The 25,256-nt window shown below is 52.2% G+C and carries 20 protein-coding genes, 1 tRNA gene and 1 pseudogene; 8 read left to right on the top strand and 14 right to left on the bottom strand.

Going from position 1 to position 25,256, the window contains the following annotated elements:
- Positions 1-224: 224 nt before the first annotated feature.
- From F1728_RS22000 to F1728_RS21985, 4 genes are all read right to left on the bottom strand, one after another.
- Positions 225-731 (bottom strand): prepilin peptidase, encoded by a 507-nt coding sequence (locus tag F1728_RS22000; protein ID WP_155365866.1) that lies wholly within the window; start codon positions 729-731, stop codon positions 225-227.
- A gap of 71 nt (positions 732-802) precedes the next feature.
- Entirely contained in the window at positions 803-2,563 is a 1,761-nt protein-coding gene (locus F1728_RS21995; RefSeq protein ID WP_155365865.1) for a serine hydrolase domain-containing protein, read from the bottom strand.
- A 67-nt stretch (positions 2,564-2,630) separates the two neighbouring features.
- Positions 2,631-4,109, bottom strand: coding sequence for a sulfatase (locus F1728_RS21990; RefSeq protein WP_155365864.1), 1,479 nt, complete (start codon positions 4,107-4,109; stop codon positions 2,631-2,633).
- A gap of 207 nt (positions 4,110-4,316) precedes the next feature.
- Positions 4,317-7,409, bottom strand: coding sequence for a tetratricopeptide repeat protein (locus F1728_RS21985; RefSeq protein WP_155365863.1), 3,093 nt, complete (start codon positions 7,407-7,409; stop codon positions 4,317-4,319).
- Positions 7,410-7,960: 551 nt separating this feature from the next.
- Here F1728_RS21985 and F1728_RS21980 point away from each other — a divergent pair.
- Together F1728_RS21980 and F1728_RS21975 are read left to right on the top strand one after the other, a co-directional pair.
- Positions 7,961-9,208 (top strand): acyltransferase family protein, encoded by a 1,248-nt coding sequence (locus tag F1728_RS21980; RefSeq protein ID WP_155365862.1) that lies wholly within the window; start codon positions 7,961-7,963, stop codon positions 9,206-9,208.
- A gap of 29 nt (positions 9,209-9,237) precedes the next feature.
- On the top strand, positions 9,238-9,390 hold the full coding sequence (locus tag F1728_RS21975; protein WP_155365861.1) for a hypothetical protein: 153 nt from the start codon (positions 9,238-9,240) through the stop codon (positions 9,388-9,390).
- A 219-nt stretch (positions 9,391-9,609) separates the two neighbouring features.
- Here the strand turns inward: F1728_RS21975 and F1728_RS21970 are convergent.
- The 3 genes from F1728_RS21970 to F1728_RS21960 all read right to left on the bottom strand — a co-directional run bounded on the left by F1728_RS21970 (position 9,610) and on the right by F1728_RS21960 (position 10,837).
- Positions 9,610-9,682, bottom strand: a tRNA-Asn gene (locus tag F1728_RS21970).
- Positions 9,683-9,838: 156 nt separating this feature from the next.
- Positions 9,839-10,282: an ATP-binding protein gene (locus F1728_RS21965; RefSeq protein WP_228030287.1), complete on the bottom strand. Its 444-nt coding sequence runs from the start codon at positions 10,280-10,282 to the stop codon at positions 9,839-9,841.
- Positions 10,283-10,480: 198 nt separating this feature from the next.
- Positions 10,481-10,837 carry an STAS domain-containing protein gene (locus tag F1728_RS21960; RefSeq protein WP_002647021.1) on the bottom strand — a complete coding sequence of 119 codons (357 nt, stop codon included), beginning with the start codon at positions 10,835-10,837 and terminating at the stop codon, positions 10,481-10,483.
- A 743-nt stretch (positions 10,838-11,580) separates the two neighbouring features.
- On the opposite strand from F1728_RS21960, the gene F1728_RS21955 reads away from it, so the two are divergent.
- On the top strand, positions 11,581-12,810 hold the full coding sequence (locus tag F1728_RS21955) for a hypothetical protein (protein ID WP_155365860.1): 1,230 nt from the start codon (positions 11,581-11,583) through the stop codon (positions 12,808-12,810).
- Here the strand turns inward: F1728_RS21955 and F1728_RS21950 are convergent.
- A complete protein-coding gene (locus F1728_RS21950) occupies positions 12,807-13,598 on the bottom strand; it encodes a dimethylarginine dimethylaminohydrolase family protein (protein ID WP_228030286.1) in 792 nt (263 codons plus the stop codon). The two genes, F1728_RS21955 and F1728_RS21950, sit on opposite strands and share 4 nt — an antisense overlap.
- 206 nt (positions 13,599-13,804) lie before the next feature.
- On the opposite strand from F1728_RS21950, the gene F1728_RS21945 reads away from it, so the two are divergent.
- The 4 genes and pseudogenes from F1728_RS21945 to F1728_RS21930 all read left to right on the top strand — a co-directional run bounded on the left by F1728_RS21945 (position 13,805) and on the right by F1728_RS21930 (position 18,940).
- Positions 13,805-15,628 (top strand): M3 family oligoendopeptidase, encoded by a 1,824-nt coding sequence (locus F1728_RS21945; RefSeq protein ID WP_155365859.1) that lies wholly within the window; start codon positions 13,805-13,807, stop codon positions 15,626-15,628.
- Between the two features lie 305 nt (positions 15,629-15,933).
- Positions 15,934-17,130 (top strand): homoserine O-acetyltransferase MetX, encoded by a 1,197-nt coding sequence (gene metX / locus F1728_RS21940; protein ID WP_145042875.1) that lies wholly within the window; start codon positions 15,934-15,936, stop codon positions 17,128-17,130.
- Positions 17,131-17,237: 107 nt separating this feature from the next.
- Positions 17,238-17,870, top strand: coding sequence for a methionine biosynthesis protein MetW (metW, locus tag F1728_RS21935; protein WP_228030285.1), 633 nt, complete (start codon positions 17,238-17,240; stop codon positions 17,868-17,870).
- A gap of 246 nt (positions 17,871-18,116) precedes the next feature.
- A pseudogene (locus tag F1728_RS21930) lies at positions 18,117-18,940 on the top strand (ParA family protein).
- Here F1728_RS21930 and F1728_RS21925 read toward each other — a convergent pair.
- The 4 genes from F1728_RS21925 to F1728_RS21910 form a co-directional block, all read right to left on the bottom strand.
- Positions 18,941-20,386, bottom strand: a complete 1,446-nt coding sequence (locus F1728_RS21925) for an oxidoreductase (protein WP_155365857.1) — start codon at positions 20,384-20,386, stop codon at positions 18,941-18,943.
- Positions 20,387-20,503: 117 nt separating this feature from the next.
- Positions 20,504-21,187 carry an SDR family oxidoreductase gene (locus F1728_RS21920; protein WP_155365856.1) on the bottom strand — a complete coding sequence of 228 codons (684 nt, stop codon included), beginning with the start codon at positions 21,185-21,187 and terminating at the stop codon, positions 20,504-20,506.
- Positions 21,188-21,216: 29 nt separating this feature from the next.
- The gene (locus tag F1728_RS21915) at positions 21,217-22,077 is read right to left on the bottom strand and encodes a ThuA domain-containing protein (RefSeq protein WP_155365855.1); all 861 of its coding nucleotides are present in this window, start codon (positions 22,075-22,077) and stop codon (positions 21,217-21,219) included.
- 91 nt (positions 22,078-22,168) lie between these two features.
- On the bottom strand, positions 22,169-22,882 hold the full coding sequence (locus F1728_RS21910; protein ID WP_155365854.1) for a 3-keto-disaccharide hydrolase: 714 nt from the start codon (positions 22,880-22,882) through the stop codon (positions 22,169-22,171).
- Between the two features lie 340 nt (positions 22,883-23,222).
- Here F1728_RS21910 and F1728_RS21905 point away from each other — a divergent pair, with 340 nt between their 5' ends.
- On the top strand, positions 23,223-23,513 hold the full coding sequence (locus tag F1728_RS21905; protein WP_155365853.1) for a hypothetical protein: 291 nt from the start codon (positions 23,223-23,225) through the stop codon (positions 23,511-23,513).
- Positions 23,514-23,613: 100 nt separating this feature from the next.
- Here F1728_RS21905 and F1728_RS21900 read toward each other — a convergent pair whose 3' ends face one another.
- Positions 23,614-24,276 (bottom strand): SpoVG family protein, encoded by a 663-nt coding sequence (locus tag F1728_RS21900; RefSeq protein WP_155365852.1) that lies wholly within the window; start codon positions 24,274-24,276, stop codon positions 23,614-23,616.
- Positions 24,277-24,314: 38 nt separating this feature from the next.
- Complete coding sequence (ispE, locus tag F1728_RS21895; RefSeq protein WP_155365851.1) at positions 24,315-25,229, bottom strand: 4-(cytidine 5'-diphospho)-2-C-methyl-D-erythritol kinase; 915 nt, start codon at positions 25,227-25,229, stop codon at positions 24,315-24,317.
- Positions 25,230-25,256: the final 27 nt, after the last annotated feature.

Genomic DNA, 25,256 nt, shown 5'->3' with positions numbered 1-25,256 from the left:
TTTACTACTGGTGAGCGTTTAGTATTGAAATTCATGAAATAAAGCAACACGATTTCCGGATCTTAATCAGGAATACATGGGAAATCTCGGAACTTTGCAGACATTGCAGAACTTCACCCACATTTTGCGAAGTCAAACAAGAAATATGAAGAAGTGCCGCGGTCTGTCTGCACTGCAAACACAAAAAGTGTACACGAGAACACATCCTTCAAAAGGTATTTCTGTTACTTCCAGGGTTGAAAAAGCAACAAAAGTCCCAGAACGGTCGTCAGCGAAAGAAATAATGATCCCTTGACCAACCATGCTCCTGGCCGACGCGTATCATCATCCTGGACTTCCAGCTCTTCGGGCACCTCAAATGTATTCTCGTAACGCCCCCGAACCTTGTCGTAGACTGAAGCTCCCAGAATCAGCAGAATGCAGACGACCAGGGTAATCAAGGGGACGACAGGCCCCGCGACGGTGCCGATGGCGATCAGCAGTTTTGAAAAGCCTGCGGAAACATACCCTTTGCTCATCAGCATAATTCCGATACCAAATCCCACCAGGAATCCAGTGAGATGCATGGTCCACTGATGATCAAAGACGATCAGCGCTAATCCGGTGAAGACACCCGCCAGATTCAGCCAGTTAGGAATGCGCTGCGTGAGAAATTCAATCAAGATGGCCACAAACAACAACAGAGCCAATACACAAATCACTGGCCAGACCAGGATTGGAACAGCAAACATGGATCAACAAACTCCACTTACAAAATGATTCTCTTCGAGTGATCGATGTATTCTCTTTTGAGATTCCCGAATCAGTCCGATTTGGCTTGCGCTGGAAGATAGCGATAGATGGTATCGATGATGCGATTGTGATGCTTCGTACGCTGGACCGTGTTGCTCTGCATCAGCAGAACGCCTGCCAGATCGCGTTCAAAATCGATCCAGGCAACCGGCCCTGAGTAGCCGGGGTGAGACAGAATTCGCGAATGTCCGTTGACCTGACTGTCTTTAATCTGAAAGGCCAGTCCATATCGTCCGTTCGTTCCCGGCTGTGGCTGATACAACAGCTCGAGTGTTTCAGCGCGGATCAACTGTTTCCCGGCATGCTTTCCTCTATTGAGGTGCAGTTGCATCAGCGTCCCCAGATCGTCGAGTGTTGAATAGACGCCGCCTCCCGCCGTCGAAAGCCCTTTATTCTGACGGGCTGCTACTTCCAGTCCAAATTGATCCGGCTCGAATACTCCCGGTTTCGTTGAAGAATACAGGGGGGCCAGCTGTTTTAGTTCCTCTGGTGTCGGCTGAATGGTCGTATGCTGTAAGCCCAGCGGCTGAAAAACCCGCTCCTGCATCAATGTAATGAACGTGTTCCCCGTCACTTTTTCAGCCACACAGGCTGTCAGATCAATCGGGCGTCCATACATCATCTTTGTTCCCGGTTCGACAACCAGTCCCAGTTTCAGACAGGCATTGATAAAGTCCTCTGCAGTCTGGGGAGCCACGTAGCCTGCGAGTTGGGAACTGTTCTTCTCCAACTCGCGTTCTGCCTTGAGCCAGTTATCATTTGGAATTCCGGAGGTATGACTCAGAGCGTGTCGCAGGCGAACCGGGTCCCGGGGCTTTGATCCATCGGAGAGCCGGATATCTGCAAAGGCAGGCCAGGTCTTCGCGATCGGGTCGTCGAAGGTCAGCAAGCCTTCGTCTGCCAGTGATGCCATCAGTGTCGCGGTAAAGAGTTTCCCCGTTGATGCGAGCCAGCAGAGCTGATCGACGGTGAACGGTTTTTTCGTCTCTACATCAACAACCCCGTGTGCCTCCCGCATCACGACCTGGCCGCGGTGAATCAGCAGAATCGAGATGCCCGGATAATAACCTTCGTCAATCACTGCCTGGATTTCGGATCGGATCTCTGCCCGCCCTGCCTCGGACAGAGATGTCTGCACAGTCGGAGCAGAACTGATTTTCAGGTTCCGAAACTCGAGTGCTCCTGCTTTCTCCCCCGCGGGTCCGCCGGAATCTCCGCCCAGGCCGAATGTCAGTTTGGGTTCGGCGATGTAGTCGGCCTTGACCGTAAATTTCCGACCATCAACGGTTGCGGTCATGCTGGGCCCATCAAAGCGAACCTGCGCCGGATACCATTTGCCCGTCTCAATTTTGTGGGACTGTTGCAGCAGGTTCTCGGTCTCCCCTTTCTTCGCATGTCCCAACACACGGATCTGGTCCTGGCTGATCACGAGGTGCACAATATGCCCCCGCTGCTGCGAACCGTTAAAGATGATCCCCGCGAACCGTGCTTTGCCTTCCAGACGAAATTCGAAATCAACAACGCCATCCCCCAGTTCGAATCGCCGCATCTTGACGGGACCATGTCGACGAGGTCCCGATTCGTAGCCGCGGAGGATCCCCTTTTCAGCTTTCCAGGTTCCCAAACCCCAGAACCAGTCTTTCGAGAGCGGCTCCTGAAACGTTTCCTGCAGCAGGGGTTTGTCGGTGGGGGCCTCAGCAGCAGAAAGCTGCCACTCAAAACAGACAAACAGAACCAGACAGAGCAGCGTCTTCAGAAAATAAGAGTTCATATCTCAGCGACCTGGAAAGAATGGTGCAGAAGGAAATCAAGTCACAAACTGATGGTCATGAATGCGCTCAGAGATCTTTTTCGGTAGGAGGGAAGCGTTTACGGCTGTCACTGTCTACCGGCTTACCACTGCGTGTATTCCACCATTCATGCGCCTTGTCGGGATCATAACTGGGGTTCGGCAAAGGCATCCGGGCACTGACACTGTGCCGCCAGGAATTGAGTTTCTGCTTGAGATCAGCCACGCGACCTTTCTTTTCACCTGCCAGATTGTTCGTTTCACCGATGTCATTACTGATGTGATAGAGTTCGATGTCCCCGGTTCCATCCAGATATTCAATCAGTTTCCAGTCCCGTTCACGAATACTGCTGGCAGGGCGGTCATGGTGGTAATGCGGGTAGTGCCAGTAGAGGGCACTTCGTTTAAGCTGGGCATCCGGATTTTTCAATAACGGTACCAGACTGATTCCGTCGATCGTCTGATTTTTCGGCAGCGATGCTCCTGCAAGTTCGACAAACGTCGGATAGAAGTCATAGCTGATGGTCGGTTCCTTACAGACGGTGCCTGGCTTCACCAGAGGCGGATACTTGATAATTAAAGGTACCCGGACGCCCCCTTCATGCAGAGAACCTTTCTCCCCTTTGAGCGGTGCCTGGGTTGAGACATTGTCGTCTGCGTGCTCCCGGTAGTCATACCGACGATAGAGGCCCCCGTTATCAGAAGTGAAGACGACCAGGGTTTCGTTCGTCAAACCTTCAGCCTCGATGGCATCGACAATGCGTCCCACCATTTCGTCACAGTGCTCAATCATCGCGGCGTAAACCGGATGAGGCAGATCCTGTTTGAGGTCGGCTGCTTTCTTACGGTACTTCTCCACCTTGTCCGACATCGCTCCCAGCGGGATATGCACGGCGAACGGGGAGAGCATCAGAAAGAACGGTTTCTGTTTGTTATTCCGAATGAAGTCGATACTCAAATCGGCTTCGAAGTCTGTGCGATATTGTCCTGTCTTTGGTTTCATGTCGCTTCGGCCCTGCACCCGGTATTTTCCCGGCAGATGGGGACCGCCGATGACTGCAGAAAAATCATATCCCTGTCGATCGGGTTGAAATTCAGGTCCATTCCCCAGGTGCCATTTCCCGATGTAGCCGGTAGTGTAACCAGCCGGCTTCAGAGCTTCTGCTACGGTAACCGTATCCAGGGGAAGCGCCATCGTCGGACGGGGAGTGATCACACGTTCGAAGGGCCGCCAGTGCCCCGAGATGAAATCGGTAATCCCGATTCGCGCCTGATTCTGTCCCGACTGCAGAGCACATCGCGTGGGCGAACAGACAGCTCCCGCAGCGTAGAAATCGGTAAACTTCATCCCCTCTTTCGCCAGCTGATCGATGCGGGGGGTGTCGACGAAGTCATTGTCGTAACATCCGACATCTTTCCAGCCCATGTCATCGATAAAGATCAGCACGATATTCGGCTGATTGGCAGCGGAGAGGGTTCCGGTAGCCCAGAGGAGAGTAAACAGAGACAGAACAATCACGCGCGCCATGATTTCAGCTCCCGTTGTCAATTCAAGGTGGGTCCCGCCAAAGCAGGACAGAGATAAAGTCAATCAAAACGATCTGTTCATCTCTTATAACCCATGACTGCAGCACGGTTAAGTGATTTCCAGTGACTCATTTTAGAAATCCGGAAAGCGGCAGGTACTTCCAGAGAAAGGCGGTCTGGTTACCGGGCATCACAGTCAGCAGAAAATTCAGTTCTCTTCCGGATAACGATAGGGCTGGGACGCTTCGTATAATTTCTGGCGGCTTTCAAACTCGGTTTTCAAGTCATCCGAGGCCAGGGCGATTGCTTCCTGATTGGCCTTCAAAGCTTCTTCGAAATTTCCGTTTGCTGCGTAAGCGACTGCAAGGTTTGCCCAATGAATGGCTTGGTATTCCACTCGATAATTTGTACTGATCCGCTTCCCAAAGACAGCGAGCTTAAGTGATTCCTCAGGATTTCTGAGTGCGGGATCATTGATGGCTGACTGAATCTCCGCAGCCGCCATGATGACATCAACGTTCTCGCGATACTCTTTCATCGCCAGTTCCAATGCAGCGAGCGCCTCGGGATATCTGCGCAGCCTGTATAACGCCAGTCCCTGGTATTGCTGGATCTTTTCCATTCCGGGCCACTTCGCCAGAGTTTCCGTGGACATCTCCAGTAACCGATCGGCTTGCCCCTGTTCCCAATAAACTTCACACAGTTTCAGTCTGGGTACAACATCATCTGGCTCCTGCTTAACCCGTTTCTCCCAGTAGGTCACTCGTTCTGCCAGTGGTGCTTCTGCTGCAGGCAGATCTGAAGCGGGAAGACGTTTCAGCCTGACATTCTTCAATTTCCAGACGATCCCGGGTGGGTTCGGCAGGCGGACTGCTTTACTTTTCGACTCGATCTTGAAGAGCAGGTGATTCCTGAGGGGCGCTGTTTCGTCAAAGCGGACCTGATCCGGGTAGTTCCCCAGGGTAACTTCGCTGGAATCCGCATTCAGCTTCCAGTCGATCAGATGCATGCCGGGATCCATCACGCGAATGGACTGCTCCTGATGACGGTACGGCACGCGGTCGACGGTATAAATTCGGAAACCGGCGTGCAGGTCTTCCAGCTTATGGAATGGATTGGGGCCCTTTAATTCTGCTTTGGGATAGGACCAGTAGCCTCGAATTCCCACATTGAGTGATGGAATTTTTTCACCTTCTTCATCGGTCTTCCCATACAATTCTTCCCAGCGAATACCAATATGCGTATCACCGGGATGAGCCGCGATTTGCTCGATCCGGGCCTGGATCCGGAGAGGCGCCTCCACCGTGATCAGGGGTCGAGCCCATGAGTGCTGTGCTTCATTTGTTTTTCGGCAGACGAGCAGACTTTGATCTGCGTTGTCCCAGTCAATCTGATCGGCGCTGATCTCCCAGCCGAGCCCCTGATCTTCGAAATCAAATTCAACCCAGTCTCCCTTGAGGTATGCCCTCAGTTGTTGCAGCATTTTCCCTGTATGTGCATAGTAACGTTCTGCCAGTTCCCCCTCGGCCGTTGGTTTCAATGCCTGCCACTCTTTTTCCAGGGCATCGATTTCCGAGAGCTTTGCATCCGCAGTCCAGCCTTTGCGTATTTTTTGATCGAACTCCAGAACACGATCCTCGACTTTTCCCTGAGCAGCAAACAGTCTGCACAACAAAAACTTCCCAGGACGATGTGCTTTCTGAAGCTGAGAATAGTCGAGGTCTCCTTCAGCGGCCTTAAACTCGGCGAGAGCCAACTCTGGATACCCTGCCCGCTGGAGGAACAGACCAATTCTTGTTCGATAATAAGGAGTATCTCCATATAATGTTTCATCCGGGTGCGCTGCCCGGTATTTCTCCCGCTGAGTCAGGAAATGATCGATGATTGTCCTGGCACCAAATTTTTCCTGTTGTGACCAGTCATCGATGAATTCGTTGTCCTGCAGATATAACATGACCTCAAACGCATAGTAGGGTAGTTGGGTATCAAATCGATCGCTGTTGATACAGTGACCGGCAAAGCTGCGAAACTGACCCAGATCGCCTCCCCAACGCGGCAACATCGAATTCCACAATGCATAATAGGGAAGTGACCGATCGTAATGGTTTTCGACAGAACGGCGAAACCAGTCAACCGGCTCGTAGACTCTGTCATGCCCCGTCATGGCAACCGAAATTAATCTGATGGGAGGGTGCGGAGAATCCGGACGCAGCAGACAGGCATACTCCAGGTGAGCCTTGCCCATCTGGATGCCCTTCTGGAAAGTCAGTTGATCTCCACGGCTCATGTTGCTGGCATATCTGCCTCGGCGTTCCCCCCAGGCCTGGTCGAGCAGACGCTGCCCCGTCAACCAGTGTTTGATAAATGGCTCGATCTTTTCTGACTTCAAACAGCCGACGACTAAACCGTCGCGAAAGGTGATGTCATTCACCTCCCAGATCCCGGCTAGCTTGAAATGGACACAGTCCAGCCACTGCTGCTCTGTGGAGGCTTCTTCCAGCCAGCGTACGATGCTTACCAGTAAGGCATCTTTATGTCCTTTGCTGACCGATGAACTGAAATCGACTACAAACAGGCGGAGATAAACCTGAATGATCTGCGGGTACTGGCTCGTTCTCAGCTGCTCGAGACACTGGGTCCACATGGACAACGCGGCGTCGGAATCGCCTGTCTCTTCATACAAGACATAGGTCACGTAGGTCAGCAGTAAGGGATCATTGGATTGGAGCTCGATCACTTTCTTCGCCAGCGAGATGATTTCAGCATCCGACAGAGAATCGGGTTGTCCCGTCACTCTGAACAGATACGCCTTGAGAAATTCCTCGCCCGCGGCTTGGACTTCGGGTTTGTCCTTGGTCAGTTGCTGATACGCTTCCAGTTCCCGCAGGCGGAATTTGTGATACTTCTGCAAGAAGTCGCGGGGAGCAACGAATTGTTTGACGAGCACGAGATCTACTGGTTGATTCAGCGTTTTCCCCGCGCGTTTGATTTTGAAGTCTTTGACCTTTCTACTTGCCTGGCTGGCTTCCTCGTAGAGGTCTTGGCTGAGCTCCCGATAATTCCCGGTCAACAGAAAAACGGGACCGTCGCCATAGTCGGGATATTCCAGTGGTCTGGCAGCGCGACGGGCGGGATCATCATATCCGAGCTGACGGATCTCCGCCGCCACCTTGACGTCCCGGTTCGCCTGCTGCTGGGCAGCACGTTCATCCTGCCTGGAAAAAAGCAGGGCCAGCAGAGCCACCAATACCAGAATCAACAGAGTCGAACGGATGACATTCTTTTGCACTGGAGAGAGCACGGATCCTGTTTCCTTCAGAAAGTGTAAGACTAGCGAAACAGATCAACCTCGAGTCGGTACATAAATACAGTTCCAATCTAATACTACGCAGTTCTTCAGGCAAGCAGGAAGTTGAGATCTACACTGAAATCAAGCAAAAGCCGCTCATATTACAATAATCTGGCGGTAACTAGAAAAAACGGCTTCATGCTATGGAAATTTATTTTTCGCACATCTTATTTGAGAACACATGATTCGATTGAGGGAATGGTGCTGCTAAAGATTACTCTTTGCGAATTTCCACCTAAGCTATATATTACGCCAACCGTTTTTCTGGATGCTGTATCGATTCCTTACTACTATGACGATCATTCCCCGTTCACATGGCAGTGATTCCAGACGAGTGTAAAAATATTTTTTCGTCACTCAACTATTCACATAGATTCTGATTGATCAGTCTGGAATCAAAACGCAAATTCCCGTCAATACAATTCTGTTGACCTTTTTGTGTTTTAGCTGTCTGGTCAAAGCAAGACAGAATCCTTTCCTGTCAATTGACCGGAGTGTAAAGCATGTTCAATGAAAAACTGGAATCGCTGAGAGGAATCGCAGCTTTGGTGGTAGCCGTCTATCACTGCTTCCTCATTTTCGCGGTTGATCAGAATCCGACAATCTGGGACAGCACTTTTTCTTTCAGTACTGGCACTCTGACTGACGTTACAGGAATCAATTCATTCCTGGCCCGGATGGCCCTCGTCGTCTTCAATGGTGGTGCAGCGGTATCCGTCTTTTTTGTGCTTAGTGGATATGTTCTGGGACTATCCCTGGATCGTAAGCCCAGAAATGTAATCACCTACTTTGCGTTCTACGTTAAACGTGTGTTCCGAATTTACCCTACTTATTTTGTATCTCTGACATTGATTGTTCTATCCATAGCTCTGTTTCACAAATATGTCCAGTTCCCGAATACCTCTGTCTGGTTTAACTGGTGGTACACCGAGGGGATCAGCTTAAAATACGCTTTAGAAAACTATTTCCTACTGGACACGGAGATCAATAATGTTGCCTGGACTCTTAAAGTTGAATTGCTGATCTCACTCATTTTCCCGTTGATCTACCTGCTAAACCGCTGGTTTGGGCTGATGATGAATCTGTCAATTCTCCTGAGCCTGATTTGCCTGGGCTATTTCGGACCTTCCATCCCTACGGTCCAGTACGCTTTTATGTTTTATATTGGGCTGATGCTGCCTTTATTCCTGGAGAAGCAACCATCCAGGATCACCAGCCCGTTTCTTGGAAATGCCCAGTTCCTTTTCAGCCTGACCTGTCTACTGACAGCAAGAGTATTTCTGATCAAGATCAGTACCTTTCTACCAGTTCTGATAGAGGGGTTAGCCTCTGGCTGCCTCATCTGGGTACTGTTGAGCACTGAGGGGGACACATTTTACAATCGGTTCCTGAAACTTAATCTGATGCGAAAACTGGGCAGATACTCTTACTCTTTCTACCTTTATCACTTCATCGTGATGTACTGGATCGCTTACGGCCTGCTGTTAATTATTCAACCCAGGATTTCAGCTGCTTATCCGGTCGTGCTGAGCAGCGTGATAGCCTTGGTCTCAATTCTGATTTCTTATTTTCTGGCGATCGTGTCGTATGAGTGGGTTGAGTTGCCTATGATCCGTCAAGGTAGCCTGATTTCCGAAAAACTATCTGAAGTTACCCGGGGGATCTTTGCCAGAACATTCATCATTTTGCGACGTTTGCGTAAAAGAGCCGGTGATTTCTCATTAACGATCGCCCTCAAACGTTCCCGGTAATATCAGCGGGTAGAGAGTCAGGCTTGAGCATGGGTGTCATAGATCAGAACCGCTCCGGCGACCATATCTGTTACTATTCCAACCTGGACAAAATGAAAAACGACTATCCGGATTGGGATATTACCAAGACCCTGGATGACATTTTTGAAGAAGTTGTTGAGTCGTGGCTACAGCGCGTCTGAGGGCTAGCTGTATTCCACACGCAAAGAATTCCGGGGCTGCTGTTATCACAAGTTGACGGTCAGCTTCGGAAATTCTCGCCTGTGCTACAGGGGATACACATTTCAGCCCCGCGAACCTCGAATTGTCGCAACCAATTACAAAAAAGAGACCGTGTCAGAGCTCTGACACGGTCTCTATTTGATTACTACAGGAAGGTAAACTGTCCTGCTGAATAAAAGCTCCTCGACAAGGACTCGAACCTTGAACCTAGCGGTTAACAGCCGCTCGCTCTACCGATTGAGCTATCGAGGATCAGTTTTTGTAGTAAGAGATTTCTCTCAACCACGTTGTGCCTATAAGATATTGTGAGAAAAGCGTGAAGTCAACCGAAGATAAAGTGGAACCAGCGACGTTCTGACAAAATTTCGGGAAAAGTTGGCAGGAACGGTTCACCCTAACTGAGTCAGATCACTCGGTTTCGGATTCGGGCTGCTCGGGAGCCACCCCTTTGATCTTCTCCAGCGTGACTTTGTTCCCCTGATCGTTATATTCGATCAGATTCATAAAAGCGCCCATCAGCATGATTCCCCGTCCGCAAGGGCGTTCGAGGTTCTCCAGCAGAGTCGGATCGGGGACTTCAGTGCGATCAAAGCCTTCCCCTTCATCCTGGATTTCAATACGGACTCGCTCATCGCTGATCCAGCATTTGATATCCACACTTTTATCGGGAGACATCCGGTTGCCGTGTTTGATGGCGTTAACCAGAGCTTCTTCCAACGCCAGCCGCACTGCAAATACATCCCGATCGGGGTATTCACGTACCTCAAGACCCTCAACAATGCGGGCCTGTACAGCCTGCCCTTCTGAGGTATCGCTGGGAATCGTTACTTCAATGTATTCGTCCGATGACATGAGTTTGGCCAGCACACGATTTCTGGTGTTTATCCAGTGACTATTCAGAGACCGCTTAAAAGCTCCGGTTCATCCATTCCCCGGTTTGGAATCAAGAAGTGATTCACTCTTAAACGTCCCACAATGTAATGCTCAAAACCTGTTCTAACGCGAATGGTAACAGCCGACGCTTCCGGTTCAGCAATTACCAGGCCAGTGTTAGAAACCTTCGAGCGCCGCCTCCTGTGTTTCGGCGATATCAAACAACTGATTCAATCTGGTGATGGCAAAAACTTCATAAATGTCAGGACGAATTGAACAGAGTTTCAACTTGCCCTTTGCCTTTTTCACTTTCTTATCCAAGGTGATCAACTTACCAAGTGCAGCACTTGAGAGGTATTCCACGTTGGAGAAATCAAGAATGATCTTCTTGCGACCATCTTCATCAACAAGCCCAAACAACTGGGTTCCGATGATCTGGATATTGCCTTCATCCAGAATTTTCTTGTCTATAAACTTTGCAATGGTGACATCCGAAACTTCTTCGATGTCAACACGACGGTGACCAGCTGCCATAATTCCAGCCCACCCTCTTCTAAAGAGACAAAATCCGACGTTGGCACATGTATTCCCTCTGAATACATTATCGTAGATAGGAGTTAACCGACGACTGCCTGGCCCGATCGGAATCGATCAAAATAACGAGTTGAATAAAGTAACAAATTATATCTGTTGAATCCAAAAAAGGAATTATCTAAACAGATATTCCCATTAGACTAACATCAATTTTGCTGAGGACACATATCCCCGGTTATGCATGATCATCACGCTTTCTTTCCTTGGTGTCAAGCATATTCACAAGATTGTTTAGCGGAATATCCGGGTCTAAGTGCCATATTCAGCAGAGTTTGTGTAATCTCACGCTGTCACTTTGGATAAAATCCCATCGATTCTCTTCCCCATCCCGGAAAACCACGCATGACGATCAATGGTTTTGCCTGCTGACGTTTCCGATTCGTACAGGAATTGAAACAGACACACGCTGCCTGTTTCGTTTATGAAACGTTTTTTCCACCACCTGACCGTCGGTTGAGTCTGAGCCTGGCAATGATCAGTTCGTTGTTCTCTGTCTCACGCAGTGTGCAGGCAGTATTAACTGTCATAACCCTGTCGATCTGGCTTCGTGACGGTGAAACCGGCGCAATCAGATTCATCCTCGCGCAACCGTTGCCGCTCCAGGCGCGCTGTTTGCCCTGTTAACAGGTTTTCTCCGCAGCTTTATCTCTGCAGAACTCCGACTCTCTCGCCTGGAGAAAACCATGATTCCTGGATTCAAGTCACTACTTTGTCTGTGCTTAGTCAGCATCTGCTGCGCCACCCCACTCACTGCCGGGGTTGAAGTCGAACTGACAAACGGAGAAGTACGAACCGGCAGCTGGATCCAATGGGGCCCCCATGAGACCATGCTGCTCGACTCCGGAACGGACCAGCGTTCACAGATCGAACGTATCTCGCTGGATTCGATCAGACGACTCTCCATCGATGAAAGCGTCTACGTCCAGGAAACCATCCAGCTGGCAGCAGCCCGGCGGTCCCCTGCGGAGCCGACCGAGTTCGTTAAAAAACGACGACTGCTGCCTGCTCCGATCTACGTTCCCTCCCTCCCTCAGCCGGTTCTGACAGCACCGCCGATGAACGTCGACTGTAATCGCTGCAGCCGGGGTGTGATTCTGGGAGTCCACGAAGATCCGTTGAACGCCTACCAGCACCTGGTAGAACAATACTTCCCTAATGGCGTCCCCACGCTCGAACGGGGACACGTACTGGGGCTGATGCGGGCCGCCACCGCACAGCAGGCTCTGGGATATGCCCCCCTGCCCGCAGGCCCTCCCCCGGTTCAGGGACTTCCCGCGCCGCCACCTGCTCCCTTTCCCGGACCAGGGCCTGTGTCAGGTCAACTGACGCGGATCTCGGTGGAAGCGACTCCCGTCAATACACGTGGTCAAGCAGACTGGGACGCCCTGGCTGTCCGTGTGCAAGGTTTCGATCAGGCAGGTAGACCCGCGCCGCTGACAGGTCAGGTTCAGATTCATCTATACGGAGAACGTCAACTGTTACTCCACGCCTGGGATCAGCAGTTCGCGGCGAAACCGATTCAAACCATCTCACTGGCCGAATGGACCCGCAACTGTTCGACTTCACCTGAGACACAGAGTCCCAGTGCCGGCAATCAGTTTGGAGCGGGACTTCCTGCTGACCAGACCTGGATCGTCAGAATGCCGCCCCGGATTCCAGAGCATAATCCGAACGTCTATGCCCTCGGTGCGGTGCAGGCCACGCTCGTCTCACCCGGGAAAGGAACTTTCACCGCTTCGCTGCCATCGGTTCCCTTAAAGCATGTCTCAACGGTCCGTGATGTTTCGCTGTCGAATACAGGCACACGCTTCTTCCCTTCCGAGACAACGTCCGAGGGGATCTATCGTCCGACCCGCATCAATTACAATGCCCCCTCAAGGCCAAACAGCCGCACACTCTCCGTCCAGCCTTAATGTGAGACACTTGGCTGAGCCCCCCGCTTTGATGAATTCATCCAGGGGGTGCTGTGCGGTTCATAACCGCGTTCCCGGAGGGTCTGTTCGAGCTGCGGGCAGCCCGTATTCAAAGCGACCGACTTGCCAATCACGACCGCGTTACAGGCGAACCGCTGCGCTTCTTCATCCACCACGGGAATCAGATCAGGGATATGCTCCTCTAAGGCCTGCTGTCCATAACTGTCGAATGCGGGCGGATAATAAATCGCCTCTGTTTTGCTCAAGGGACAGAAACAGGTATCGAGATGGTAGTAAAACTCATCGACCAGCTGCAGGGGAATCACCCGACACTTCATCTCGGCAGCGACCCACTGCAGGGCTTTCACATCGCTGCGAATCAGGTAACCCGCAAACAGGGTATCGCCACAGAACAGAGCGTCCCCAGCTCCTTCGAAGAAAAATTCTTCGGGCATCTCGATCGTTTCAAAGCCTGCCTGCTCGAACCACTGTTGATCAACGGGGGTTTCCCCCTGGCGGGCCTGGTGCCGAAACAGTGAGAGAAACACGCGATTGTGCCAGATCAGTCCGGCATTCGCAGTAAACACGAGATCGGGCAGCCCCTTAACGGGCGTCATCAATTCAATCCGGGCGTTTAGTTTCTGGAGCAGTGCGTACAATGACTCCCACTGCTGGCGGGCCACTTCCAGATTGCTCTGCTGACTGCGGCTCATCCAGGGATTGATCTCGTATTCGATCCCGTAATAATCAGGGGGACACATCAGGATCGTCGGGCTGTCGTATTTCACTTGAACGTCTTTCTGGCTTCCTGTCAGTAAATCAATGTGGACGTCTCCTATCAGTAATTATACCACAGAGGGGAGTCTACTGTGGGAAGATTTCTCTCATACCAAAGGCCAGCAAATTCCGGCTGCATAATTGACGGATTTACTCTCGATCTCATACATTCAACGAATTGATAACCGACACACCCTTTATTTCGGGATCCCTCATCATGACTGATACTGCCTCCTATCCGCTGACCTGGGAACTGGACTCGCTCTATCCCAATCCTGCGCAACCCGAGTTCACCGCGATTCTGCAAGATTGCAAAAGTGCACTGGAAACCCTGGTGGAACGTGTGGCGCAGCTGGCTGATGCCGGGAATCCAGAGCAGGACGCAGCACTGTGGGCCGATTTTCTGACAGACTATCAGGCTGCGACTGCAGAGCTTTCGGGGCTGTTCGCGTTTCTCGAATGCTGTTGTGCCGAGGATGCTCATAACAAACAGTACCAGGTGCTGATGGGGCGGCTGGCCAGTATTCGTCCGCTGCGCGAGAACATCGAAACACAGCTGCAACTGACACTCCGCGAACTTTCCGCGGAAACCATTCAACAGTTCTGCGAACAGGAACCCCGTCTGCAGGAAATTCGTTTCTTCCTGGAAGAGTCTAAGCGGGGTGCGACCCTGCGACTTCCCAAGGAGCAGGAAATTCTGGCTTCCGAACTGGCCGTCGACGGTTTACACGCCTGGGGACGGCTTTACGATCGCCTCTCCGGGGATCTGAAAATCCAGCTCATGGAAAAAGGGGAACTGGTAGAACGGTCTCCGGGACAGGTGCAGTTCGATTCTCCGCAACGTTCAATCCGTGAAAATAACTTCTATGCTGCAAACAAAGCCTGGGACACGATTGCTGATTCCTGCGCCGATGCGTTGAATCACCTTTCGGGCACGCGACTGACGCTCTACAAACGACTGCCAGTCACCGACCACCTGGATGCACCGTTGATTTACAATCGCATGCAGCGGAGCACACTGGATACCATGTGGTCTGTGATCTCCGAGCGGAAACAGAAGCTGGTGCGCTTCCTGGAAAAGAAAGCGGAGCTGCTGGGACTGCCTCGACTCTGCTGGTATGACCTGAATGCACCGTTGCCCCTGGCCGGGGCGGAATCAGCCGAGCTGACCTACGACCGCGCCTGCGAATTGACGGTCAACTCGTTCGCCGAGTTCAGTTCCGATCTGCGAGACTTCGCGGAACGGTCTCTCCGCGAGCGCTGGATCGAAGCGGAAAATCGAGCCGGCAAACGTCAGGGAGGCTTCTGCACAACTCTGCCTCTGCAAAAGCAGTCTCGTATTTTCATGACCTTCACCAACTCAGCTGACAGCATGTCGACGCTGGCGCACGAACTGGGACACGCCTATCATTCCTACGTGCTGAAAGACGCACCGTTCGTATTAAGTGATTACCCGATGAACCTGGCCGAGACAGCGTCTACCTTCGCGGAAGCAGTTTTGGGTGAGCAACGGTTGAAAGCGGCCAAAACCCGCGACGAAGAGCTGCAGATTCTGGATGGCATGCTGGGAGACTCTGTCGCCTTCATGATGAATATCCATACCCGCTTCCTGTTTGAAGACCGTTTTCATCAGGAACGTGCCTCAGGGGAATTGACTCCGGAACGCTTTTCGGAACTCATGCTCGCAGCGCAGCAGGAAGCGTACATGAATGCCCTGGACGACTCCGGCTGGAATCCCAGCTTCTGGATCTCCAAACTGCATTTTTACATCAGCGAATTACCGTTTTATAACTTCCCGTACACGTTTGGTTATCTGCTCTCACTGGGGATCTATGCTCTGGCAGATACGTTCGAGGATCAGAGCGAGTTCGCGGATAAATATCGTGAACTTCTGATTGCTACCGGCTGTCAACTGACTGAAGACGCGGTGGCCGGGACATTTGGTTACGACCTGAGTCAGGCCGAATTCTGGAACAAAAGTATCGATATTATCGATCGCCGCGTGGATCGTTTTCTGGAGCTGGCCGACCAGACTGACTGAAGATCAGATCAGTGACTCCGAGAATGGCGCGGAAATCCAAATTTTGCGGAATCCGCGGAAAAAACAGACTTTCAGTAAAACCAGCCTTAAAATGCAGAGAGATCCACCTGTATTACTGCCGCAACGTGTCGAAATTCCACACCTGCTGCGGTATACTGGTGCACTCTGCAGAGCAAATATCAAGAAATCATAGCCGGCTTTCGCTCCTGAACGAGCAGCCGGGTCTGCCTCTAAACCACGGCCGTTTCTCTGGATAAGATTCGTGCCTGGTCTTTTTGCAGGACTACTGAGAAATATCACTTTCCATGGCTACGCAACAGGAACTTTCAGAAACCCGCCAGCATTCAGGAGTCGGTCTGGTTCAGACCCGACTTGCGACGCTGTTTATGCCCCCCGACTGGCTCAAGCTGGCAGGGGGTGGCGAACTGGGTCCGATACAGGTTGCCTATGAAACGTATGGCACCCTGAGTCCTGAAAAAGACAACGCCATTTTCATCTGTCACGCTCTCACAGGCGATGCGCATGCCGCCGGTTATTACGAAGACGATGATGAAAAAGCCAAACCGGGCTGGTGGGACGAACTGATCGGCCCCGGTCGGACCCTGGACACCGATAAGTATTTTGTAATCTGTGCCAACGTCCTGGGTGGCTGCATGGGAACCACAGGGCCCGGAAGTATCAATCCGGAAACCAATCAGCCTTATCGCCTGAACTTCCCCTTCATCACCGTGGGGGATATTGTCGAAGTCCATGCGGCTCTGACCCGACAGCTGGGAATCGACCAGTTACTGGCTGTGATCGGGGGCAGCCTGGGAGGCATGCAGGTACTGGAATGGGCGGCCCGCTTTCCAGATCAGCTGCGGAGTGCGATCTGCCTGGCATCCGCGGCACAGCTCTCCGCCCAGGGAATTGCGTTCAATGCCGTCGGTCGACGGGCCATCAAGACAGACCCCGAATTCAAAGATGGCGAATACGAACGGGGGGCTGGCCCGCGTTACGGTCTGGCCCTGGCCCGCATGATCGCTCATATCACCTACCTGTCAGACCAGTCAATCGAAATGAAATTCGGCCGACGTCTGCAGGACCACGATACATTCACCTACGAAATGCTGCCTGAGGTGGAATTCCAGGTGGAAAGCTACCTGCACTACCAGGGAAAACGGTTCGTCGAGCGCTTCGATGCGAACAGCTATCTCTACCTCACACGGGCCATGGATTATTTCGACCTGGTGTCGCAACACGGATCGCTGACCAAAGCTCTGGGACGGACCAATGCCCGGTTCCTGATCGCCTCGTATGATTCCGACTGGCTGTTTACCACAACACAGAGTAAGGAAATCGTCAGGGCGTTAATCGAATGTGGCAAGCACGTCTCATTTATTGAACTCAAAAGCCCCTTCGGCCATGATTCCTTTTTGATTGAAATCGAACAACTGCAGAAACTGATCACTCCCTTCCTGGCACAAGCCTACGAATCGAGACTGGCGGAGAAACAGAGCTGATCGCTAAAGTGAACTATCTCTGCAAGCGTAGAGATCAGAATACATAAGAGTAAAACAATACCATGTGCGCACAACATCGATACTGTATGGAGGACCCGTCGCTGGACGTGACTGATAAGCTGCTGATGGAGCAGATTCAGCCGGGCAGTCGTGTGCTGGACCTCGGATGTGGTGATGGGCGGTTGCTGGCTCGACTCCGCGATGAACGCGATGCTTCGGTCCTGGGTATGGAAATCGATATCACGCAGCATCATGGTGCGATTGCTCGGGGTGTACCGGTCATCCAGGCTGACCTCGATGAAGGTCTGCACGACATTCCGGACCTGGCGTTTGACTACGTCGTTTTGAGTCAGACACTGCAACAGGTTCTGCACCCCAAACAGCTGCTGGAAGAAATGGTCCGCGTTGCTCACCAGGCTCTGGTCGTAGTTCCCAATTTCGGAAACTGGCGTATCCGTCTGCAGGTCTTGAAACAGGGGCGGGCTCCGGTGACGGAAGTGCTGCCTTATGAATGGTACAACACCCCTAACCTGCATCTGATGTCGATGCACGACTTTCAGGATCTGATGCGAATCCTGGGAATCGAAATCCTCAAAGAAATTCCGATCATCAAGCATCGCGCGGTGGAAAAAGCCTGGCTGGCCAACTTGCGGGCCCAGCAGATTCTGTACGTGCTCCAGCGTCAGGAACAGACCGCAGAGCACGCCCCGGCCAAACCTGCTACCCCCCTGACCTTCTGAGGGCATTCCCCGGTCAGCGGATCTCCAGACGGGGAACAGACTTCCCGTTTCAGGCTCTGATTCAGGGCAGGAATTCCTGTTTCCCTGAATCCTAAAACGCGATATACTGCCCCACCTTCTGGCCTGAGCAGAGAACAGGCCACAGGGAGCCGGTATAAACCATGTCTCCCTAACGTGATGTAATATCACCACTTGAGACAAATTCAGCGACTCGTTTTTTAAAGAGAAAGAGGGAAGGGACTCCCGATGCGTATCATAGCCATCATGAATCAAAAAGGGGGCGTCGGCAAAACCACATCCAGTGTGAACATGGCTGCCGGCCTGGCAATGCAGGGAAAAAAGGTCTGCCTGGTTGACCTCGATCCGCAGGGTCACGCCTCGTTACACCTGGGTATTGAGCCATTCGGAAATGTGCCGACCGCCTATGATGTATTTTCCGGGTTCAAAACGCTGGCTGAAACACGACAGCTGGTCGCGAAAAACTTGTGGGTCGTGCCAGCGACACTCGATCTGGCCGCCACAGAGCTGGAACTGGTCGATGCCGAAGACCGGGAAATCGTCTTGCGTCAGGCCATTCAGAAAATGGCAGAGACCGAACCGTTTGATTACCTCATCATGGACTGTCCGCCTTCACTGGGCGTACTGACGATTAACGCTTTGACGGCCGCTAGTGAAGTGATCATTCCGCTGCAGCCGCACTTCTTCGCGTTGCAGGGTCTTTCCAAGCTGTTCGAGACAACGGCCCTGGTACGGCGTCGCCTGAACCGGAACCTGAAGGTTTCAGGTGTAGTCCTGTGTCTGTATGAAACCGGAACCAGACTGGCGGCTGACGTGACCGACGACCTGTGTGCCTTCCTCAGCGAAAGCGATCCCGAAGCGCCCTGGGCCAACGCCAAAATTTTTCAGAGCCGGATTCGCCGCAACATCAAGCTGGCCGAAGCGCCCAGTTATGGACAGTCGGTATTTGATTACTCCAGTTCCTGTCCGGGGCCAAGGATTACGCCGGTCTGGTCGAAGAGATCATCGCCGACGAACAGGCCGAACAGGCTCCGATTCAGCAGGCCGCCTGATTACTCTTCAGCGGCTTTCTGCTTCGCTTCCAGTTTCGCTTTGGCTTCTTTCCAGAGCGGATCGTAAACCTCTTTGTCGAACGGAGGACATCCTGTGGGATACTGTCCCAGTGGATGATCCTTCGTACGCATGAGGTTGGTGCAATAAGAGAAGGTCCGGCAGACGGTTTTGCGTTTGAGCTTGCCTTCTTCCTGCAGCAGCTTTGCAAACTCCGGTTGTGACAGTGTGGCTCGTCCCATGCCGACAATCGAAATCTTGCCCTGCTCCACATTCGCCGCAGCAGCATGCATGGCGAAGTCCTGCAACCAGCTGTAACCACTGCCCACCACCGGAATGTCCGGAACGGCTGCCTGAATCTGTGAGGCAATCCGGAAGTGCCGGGCCACACCGATCAGGGGATGTTCGGGAGCGTGATAGCCATCGGTCGGAGGAAATTCCGCGGGCCGCACAATATGTGGATTGGCGTAGGGATTCCCGTTGGAAATATTAATCATGCTGATGCCCCACTCTTTGAGCAGGCGGGCCACTTCGAGTGGTTCAGTCAGATCTTCCTGAAGGTGATCGTCGGGGTTCGTGCCGAAGGCAGTCTGCAGCGGCAGTTCGTGCGGGCAGGGTTCACCGATGAAGTCGTCTCCCGCGCCCTGATAGGGAATGCCGTCGTAGCCGTTCATGCGGGTGGCGATTATGAGCCCGGGACATTCTTCGCGAATCCGTTGTATGACGTTACGAACCAGGCGGGTCCGGTTTTCGAGCGATCCCCCATACTCGCCGGGACGGTTCTTCGCAGCCAGCAGTTCTGAGAGCAGGTAGCGATGGCACTGTTTGATATCGACGAAATCGACGCCGATGGATTGTGCCAGCTTCGCGGCGGCTACGTACTGGTCTTCGATGCGTTTCAGATCGTCGTCCGACAACAACGGATAACTGTCGTCTACGATCCTACCGGTCCCTTTATCGACGGTGCGTGGATCCAGTACCTGATCGTGGGTGGCCAGCAGAGGTTTTTCGAAGCTGAAGCGACCGGAGTGTGTCAGTTGCAGACCGATGACCTGCCCTGCGTCCGAACCAAAGACTTCTGCATGTGCTTCACGACATCCGGCCAGCATTTTCTCCAGGGCGGGTGCGGTCTGATCGTTGATCATCAACTGGCGGGGATTCATGCGGGCTTCTGGACCGATGGCGGTCGCTTCACCCCAGATGAGCGATGCCCCGCCGGCACCGAAGCGTCGATAGCGACGGTAAGTCAGTTCATCGGGAAAGCCATCGGTGGTGCCGTCACAGCCTTCCATCGGCTGAATTCCGAGTCGGCTTTTCGCCGGCAGATGGCCGATCTGAATCGGTTCATAGAGAACCTTAAAATTATCTGAGGCTTCGATCGGGCAGCCCAGGCGTTCCGAATCGGCAACAACATCTTCCGGTGTCTTATATTTAAAATATTTGGCCATAGCAGGTGACTTGGTACGTATCAGGAGGGTGATCAACGGCTGTTCAAAATAGACGCTCCCCGAGTGTACTCAAAGCGGGGGCGAATTACCATTCAGCCGGGTTGCTGCGGACAGCAGTTAAACGGGCACGGTCAAAGACTGACCATTATCGCGGGCTGAGAGCCCCAGCAGATAGGGAACGGCAACTTCCGCCCATTCTTTCGCAGTGGGATAGTGGTCGGCATGCGAGCCGAAACAGCTTTGCAGCAGGCGCGTATTGATGATTCCCGGATTCAGCGGGACGGCAGCCATCCCCGGAGGCAGTTCCTGAGCCAGCGACTGGGTCAAACCTTCCACGGCCCACTTGGTGGCACAGTAAGAGGCCACTTCACCAGAAGCCGAACGTCCCCAGCCCGAACTGAAATTCACGATCACACCGGATTCTGACTGCAGCATCGCGGGGACAAAGTGACGAATGGTATTAATGGTCCCTTTGATGTTCACATCGATAATGCTGTCGATGTCGGCCGCGGGGATTTCCCAGAGCGCTGCATTCTCATTAATGACCGCCGCGTTATTGAGCAAGAGATCGGGTGGCCCCAGTTCCGCGATGACCGAATCGGCCCAGGCCTGCACGGCCTGATCGTCGGCGATATCCAGCGCGGTAAAATGATGGGGCTTGCCGAACTGATCGGACAACTCGGCGAGTGGATCCGGGGAGCGGCCACAGCCGGCCACTGTGTGACCAGCTGCGATGAACTCCGACACCATTGCCCGTCCCAGTCCCTGGGTGACGCCGGTGATGACGATTACTTTTGACATGACGGTTTCCTGTCCCTGGCCGATGGCACTTATTTCTTTTCAGCAGCCTTCACAGCGGCAGCGGCTTTGGCATCTTCCTGTTTTGACAGTTCCGGATTGACGGGAACCGCAGCCGGTGCATCGCCGCGAATCCATTTGATCGCGCCGATGACGGAATCCTGAAACGCGGGATTGGTCCAGGTCGAAGGGTTGTGTCCCATGTTGTTTACAAAGACCTTGCCCTGCCCCCAGTCCTTGGCCCAGGCGACCGGGACCTGGTAGGGACGTTTGGGGTTACACTTCTCCATATTCAGGCTCATCAGCACATGCACTTTTTCCGGCTGCCAGTTTTTATACTGATAGATTTCATCTTTGATCTGGAATTCTTTGCCGAAGGGCTTCATGGCCGGAAAATCGGTGTTGTGCACGGTGATCGTTACCGTATTGCCGGCATTCCAGGGATGGCCGTTAAAGGAACCGCCGATCATATCCCAATAGGGTTCGTAGGACTTGTAGGTATCGGTGGCTGAGTGAAAGCCGATAAAGCCGTGGCCCTTCTGCTTCAGCCAGTCATTCAGAAAATACTGCATGTCTTCTTCTTTAATGGGCAGTATGCCCGTGGTGTAGAACATGACAATGTCGTAGTTCTGCAGATTTTCTTTCGTGAAGTCGGCTGCGGCATCCTGGGTACAATCGACGGTGAACAGGCCCGACTGCTTCCCGAGTTGGATCATCGCGATTTCGGAAGGAGACAGCTGTTCTTTCCCCCGTTTGACGGAACCATGGGTATAGCCTTTGCTCTGAGTGAGCATCAGGATACGGGTCTTGGCCTCGGCTGCATCGGCAACATCAGTCACGGTCAGCAGGGGGAATATCAGCAGACAGCAGACTGTCAGAAATCGAAAACTCATGGTGGTCGCTCCCAGTTGAGAATGAAAGATACGCGGAAGTCAGATCTCACTATTTTAAAAGAGATCAATTCCCGATTGCAAAGCAGTGAGACTAATCGGTCAGTTCCTGAATCCGGATATTGCGGAACTCAACCGGGTTCCCCTCGGACTGCAGCCCGAAAAATCCGTCTTTCAGCTCACTTGGTTTGGAAGTGGCGATCTCCGTTCCGTTCAGAACCGAGGTTAACGCACCGTCTTTACAGACGACTTCGATTGCATTCCACTCGCCTATCGGCCGGCGCACTTTTTCCCGGGCTTCCGGATTATCGGTAACTTCCAGGGTAATGTCTTTGCTGTTGGATTTGATGTGTGCCATCTCAGAATACTTACCCTGTACTTCGAGGCACTTGGGCCAGACGCGATTTTCGCCTGTGATATAGAACAGGAATCCCGTGTTCGGATCGGCATTTTTTTCAGCCGATTCGGGGAAGCGATACTCCAAACGAACGGTGCAGTTTCCGAGTGCAACGCGTGTATAGATATAACCGCGAGGCTGTCCCTGGCAGGAAATGATTCCATCCTGCTCAGTCCAGTTTTTGCCTGAGACCGGTTCTTTCGATTTACCGGCGAATTCCTCAAAATCCTTCAGATGCAAAATGGTAAATCCGTCTTCGACTTCGAATAACGATTCGATTGTTTTTTCAGGTTCATCGATGGCGGGTACTTCATTCAGCGCTTCTTTTTTCTGTTCTTCCGTGGGTTTTCCACAGGCAGACAGCAGACAGGTCAACAACATCAATAGAACAAAGGAAAGCTGAGTTTTCATAGATCAGGTTCTTTCATGAAGGTCAGACATACTTTCTCTGCTCCCGGCCCAGAGCGTAACACTGTGAAGATTTATCGTACCCAATCTGCCTAATGCACTGAAGTCTGGCGTCCCCTGTTCCAGTCAGGATACATATAATCGATACATTTTTCTCGGGCCTGGCAGATTTACTGAATTCGGTAATCAAGAGATGCAGGAGATCCCGCAGATATTGCCGATAGAGATTATGTACTCTCCCTTAACTGATTCGCCTCACAGGACGACTTAGGCATCATTGGCTGAAGTCGGAACGCTGTGCAGGATCAGGCAGCATTAATTTCAGTATCCTACTGAGATAGAAATGGGCTATCATGCAACAAGTAATGATCTCTCCCCCGAGGATCGAGCGAGGACGACCAGTCACACCTGTGCCTCGCTGATCAAATCGCAACCGGCCGGCCAGGCTGATAAACAACAGGACCTGAGTATTTCAGTACTGGAATGGCTTAACGCAGAGTTGAGAAAAGAGGTAGAAAAGCAGGAAATCGTATCGTTTCAGCCAAACGAGAAAATGATCGATCGTTTGCAGAACATGCTGACCTCCAAAGCGACCGGCATCACCATTATGGTGGTCGGTTTATTCATCATGTGAGACGCAGCAATCTGAAGGGTAATCCGGATTCGTGTAACAGCTACTGATTCTGCTATGTATGCAGCGCTCAGCCGCATAGCAGGATCAGCAACAGGTGGAATCAGACGATTCCTGAACCGAAGGAGTCGCCCTGGGCACCCGGTTCACGATTCTGCGAAGTAACCCTGTCGGTAGCTGGCTGATCGGCCGGATTATGATGGGGTGGTTTCCCATCCGAGCGATTCTCAGCAGCATCAATTCGAAATACCTGACCGTTCTTGCGGTGAACGGTCGATTCCGTGCGGGAGGACTGGACCAGAGGTGTCTCGTCGTAGTCCTCTTCGTAGGGTCCGAGCCGCGCGTAATCTTCTTCGCCGAAATCATCATAGCGACAGATGTAACCTTCCTGCTGCGCGGAGACTCGCTCTTCCTCATACGCCTTGAGGACCTCTTCCTGGATCAATTCCCGGCATTCGGAATTGATGGGATGCGCGATATCGGCATAGAGACGGGCACGACCGGCGTCATCTTTGTCCGCCCGGTTTTCGTCCAGACGCACGCCACACTGGTTACAGAACGAGGCACGCAGATGGTTCTTGGTATGACACTTGGGGCAACGATCCATCAGCTTGCGGCTGGGCATCGCCACGAAGGCACCTTTGGCCCCCTGAATGATTTTCAGATCCCGGATGACGAATGAGACGTCGAAAGTAATTGAGCAGAATGCCAGCAATCTTTCGTGTGGGTCATTCATCAATTTGATGCGTACTTCACTGATCTCCATGGCCTCACTCCATTTGTGCCAAATTTTAAATTGCTCATCTATAGTCGGTTCTGGACAACAAATACATGCCCTTTCACTGTGGATCGTAATCGCGCAGCGACCTGGGAAGCCTGTGCCCGATTCTGGCAGACACCAAAATAGGCCGTTCCGCTTCCACTCATCATATGCCCCAAAACAGATTGTTTTGAGAAGTAATCTTTTAAAATTAATATATCCGAATTCAGCTGTTCCGCAGGCACCTGCAGATCATTCAACATGAGGTGGGAAATTGAATGAAACTGCCCAGAAGCCAGATCACGCGTCAGACGCTCAACCTGATTATTTGAGTGAGTTCCTACTCGACACTGCCGATAAACGTCCGCCGTGGATAAACCCGACTGGGGTCGAGCAATCACAAAGTGGAGACATTGGGGAATGGATACGGGTTCGATCAGTTCACCTCTTCCCCGACAGATGGCTGCATTGCTCTCTGTGAGAAAGAACGGAATGTCACTCCCCAGCTCGGCCGCCAGACCTCGTAATTCTTCAGGCGACAATCCCAAATGCCAGAGTTGATTGGCAGCGAATAAGGCCGCCGCTGCATCGCTTGATCCCCCACCGAGTCCAGCCTCTGCAGGAATGCGTTTGATCAACTGGATCCGCAATCCCCGCTGTGTTCCCGTTTTTGCCTGAAGTAACCGGACAGCACGCACTACCAGGTTATCTTCACCAGTCGGGATCTGCTGGTCTGTTTTTCGTCGGGGCTGAAGTGAATTCGCTTCGGCAACACTCAACGCAACTTCTGTTGAAGGATCCTCCGTGAAAACTAAAGTGTCGTATATTCCCACCGACAGCATCAGCGAAGTAATGTCGTGAAAACCGTCGGGGCGCTTATTATCGATGCTTAAGAACAAATTTAATTTGGCAGGAGCATGAACTGTAACGGAACGTGAATGGGGATAAGAAAAGAGCATCCGTCACATTTCCAAAATTCCTGCGGA

This window comes from Gimesia benthica (assembly GCF_009720525.1).
In the GTDB taxonomy this organism is placed as follows: Bacteria; Planctomycetota; Planctomycetia; order Planctomycetales; family Planctomycetaceae; genus Gimesia; species Gimesia benthica.
Note: the sequence above shows the minus strand (reverse complement) of the source record. Positions and strands in the feature narration are given on the sequence as shown.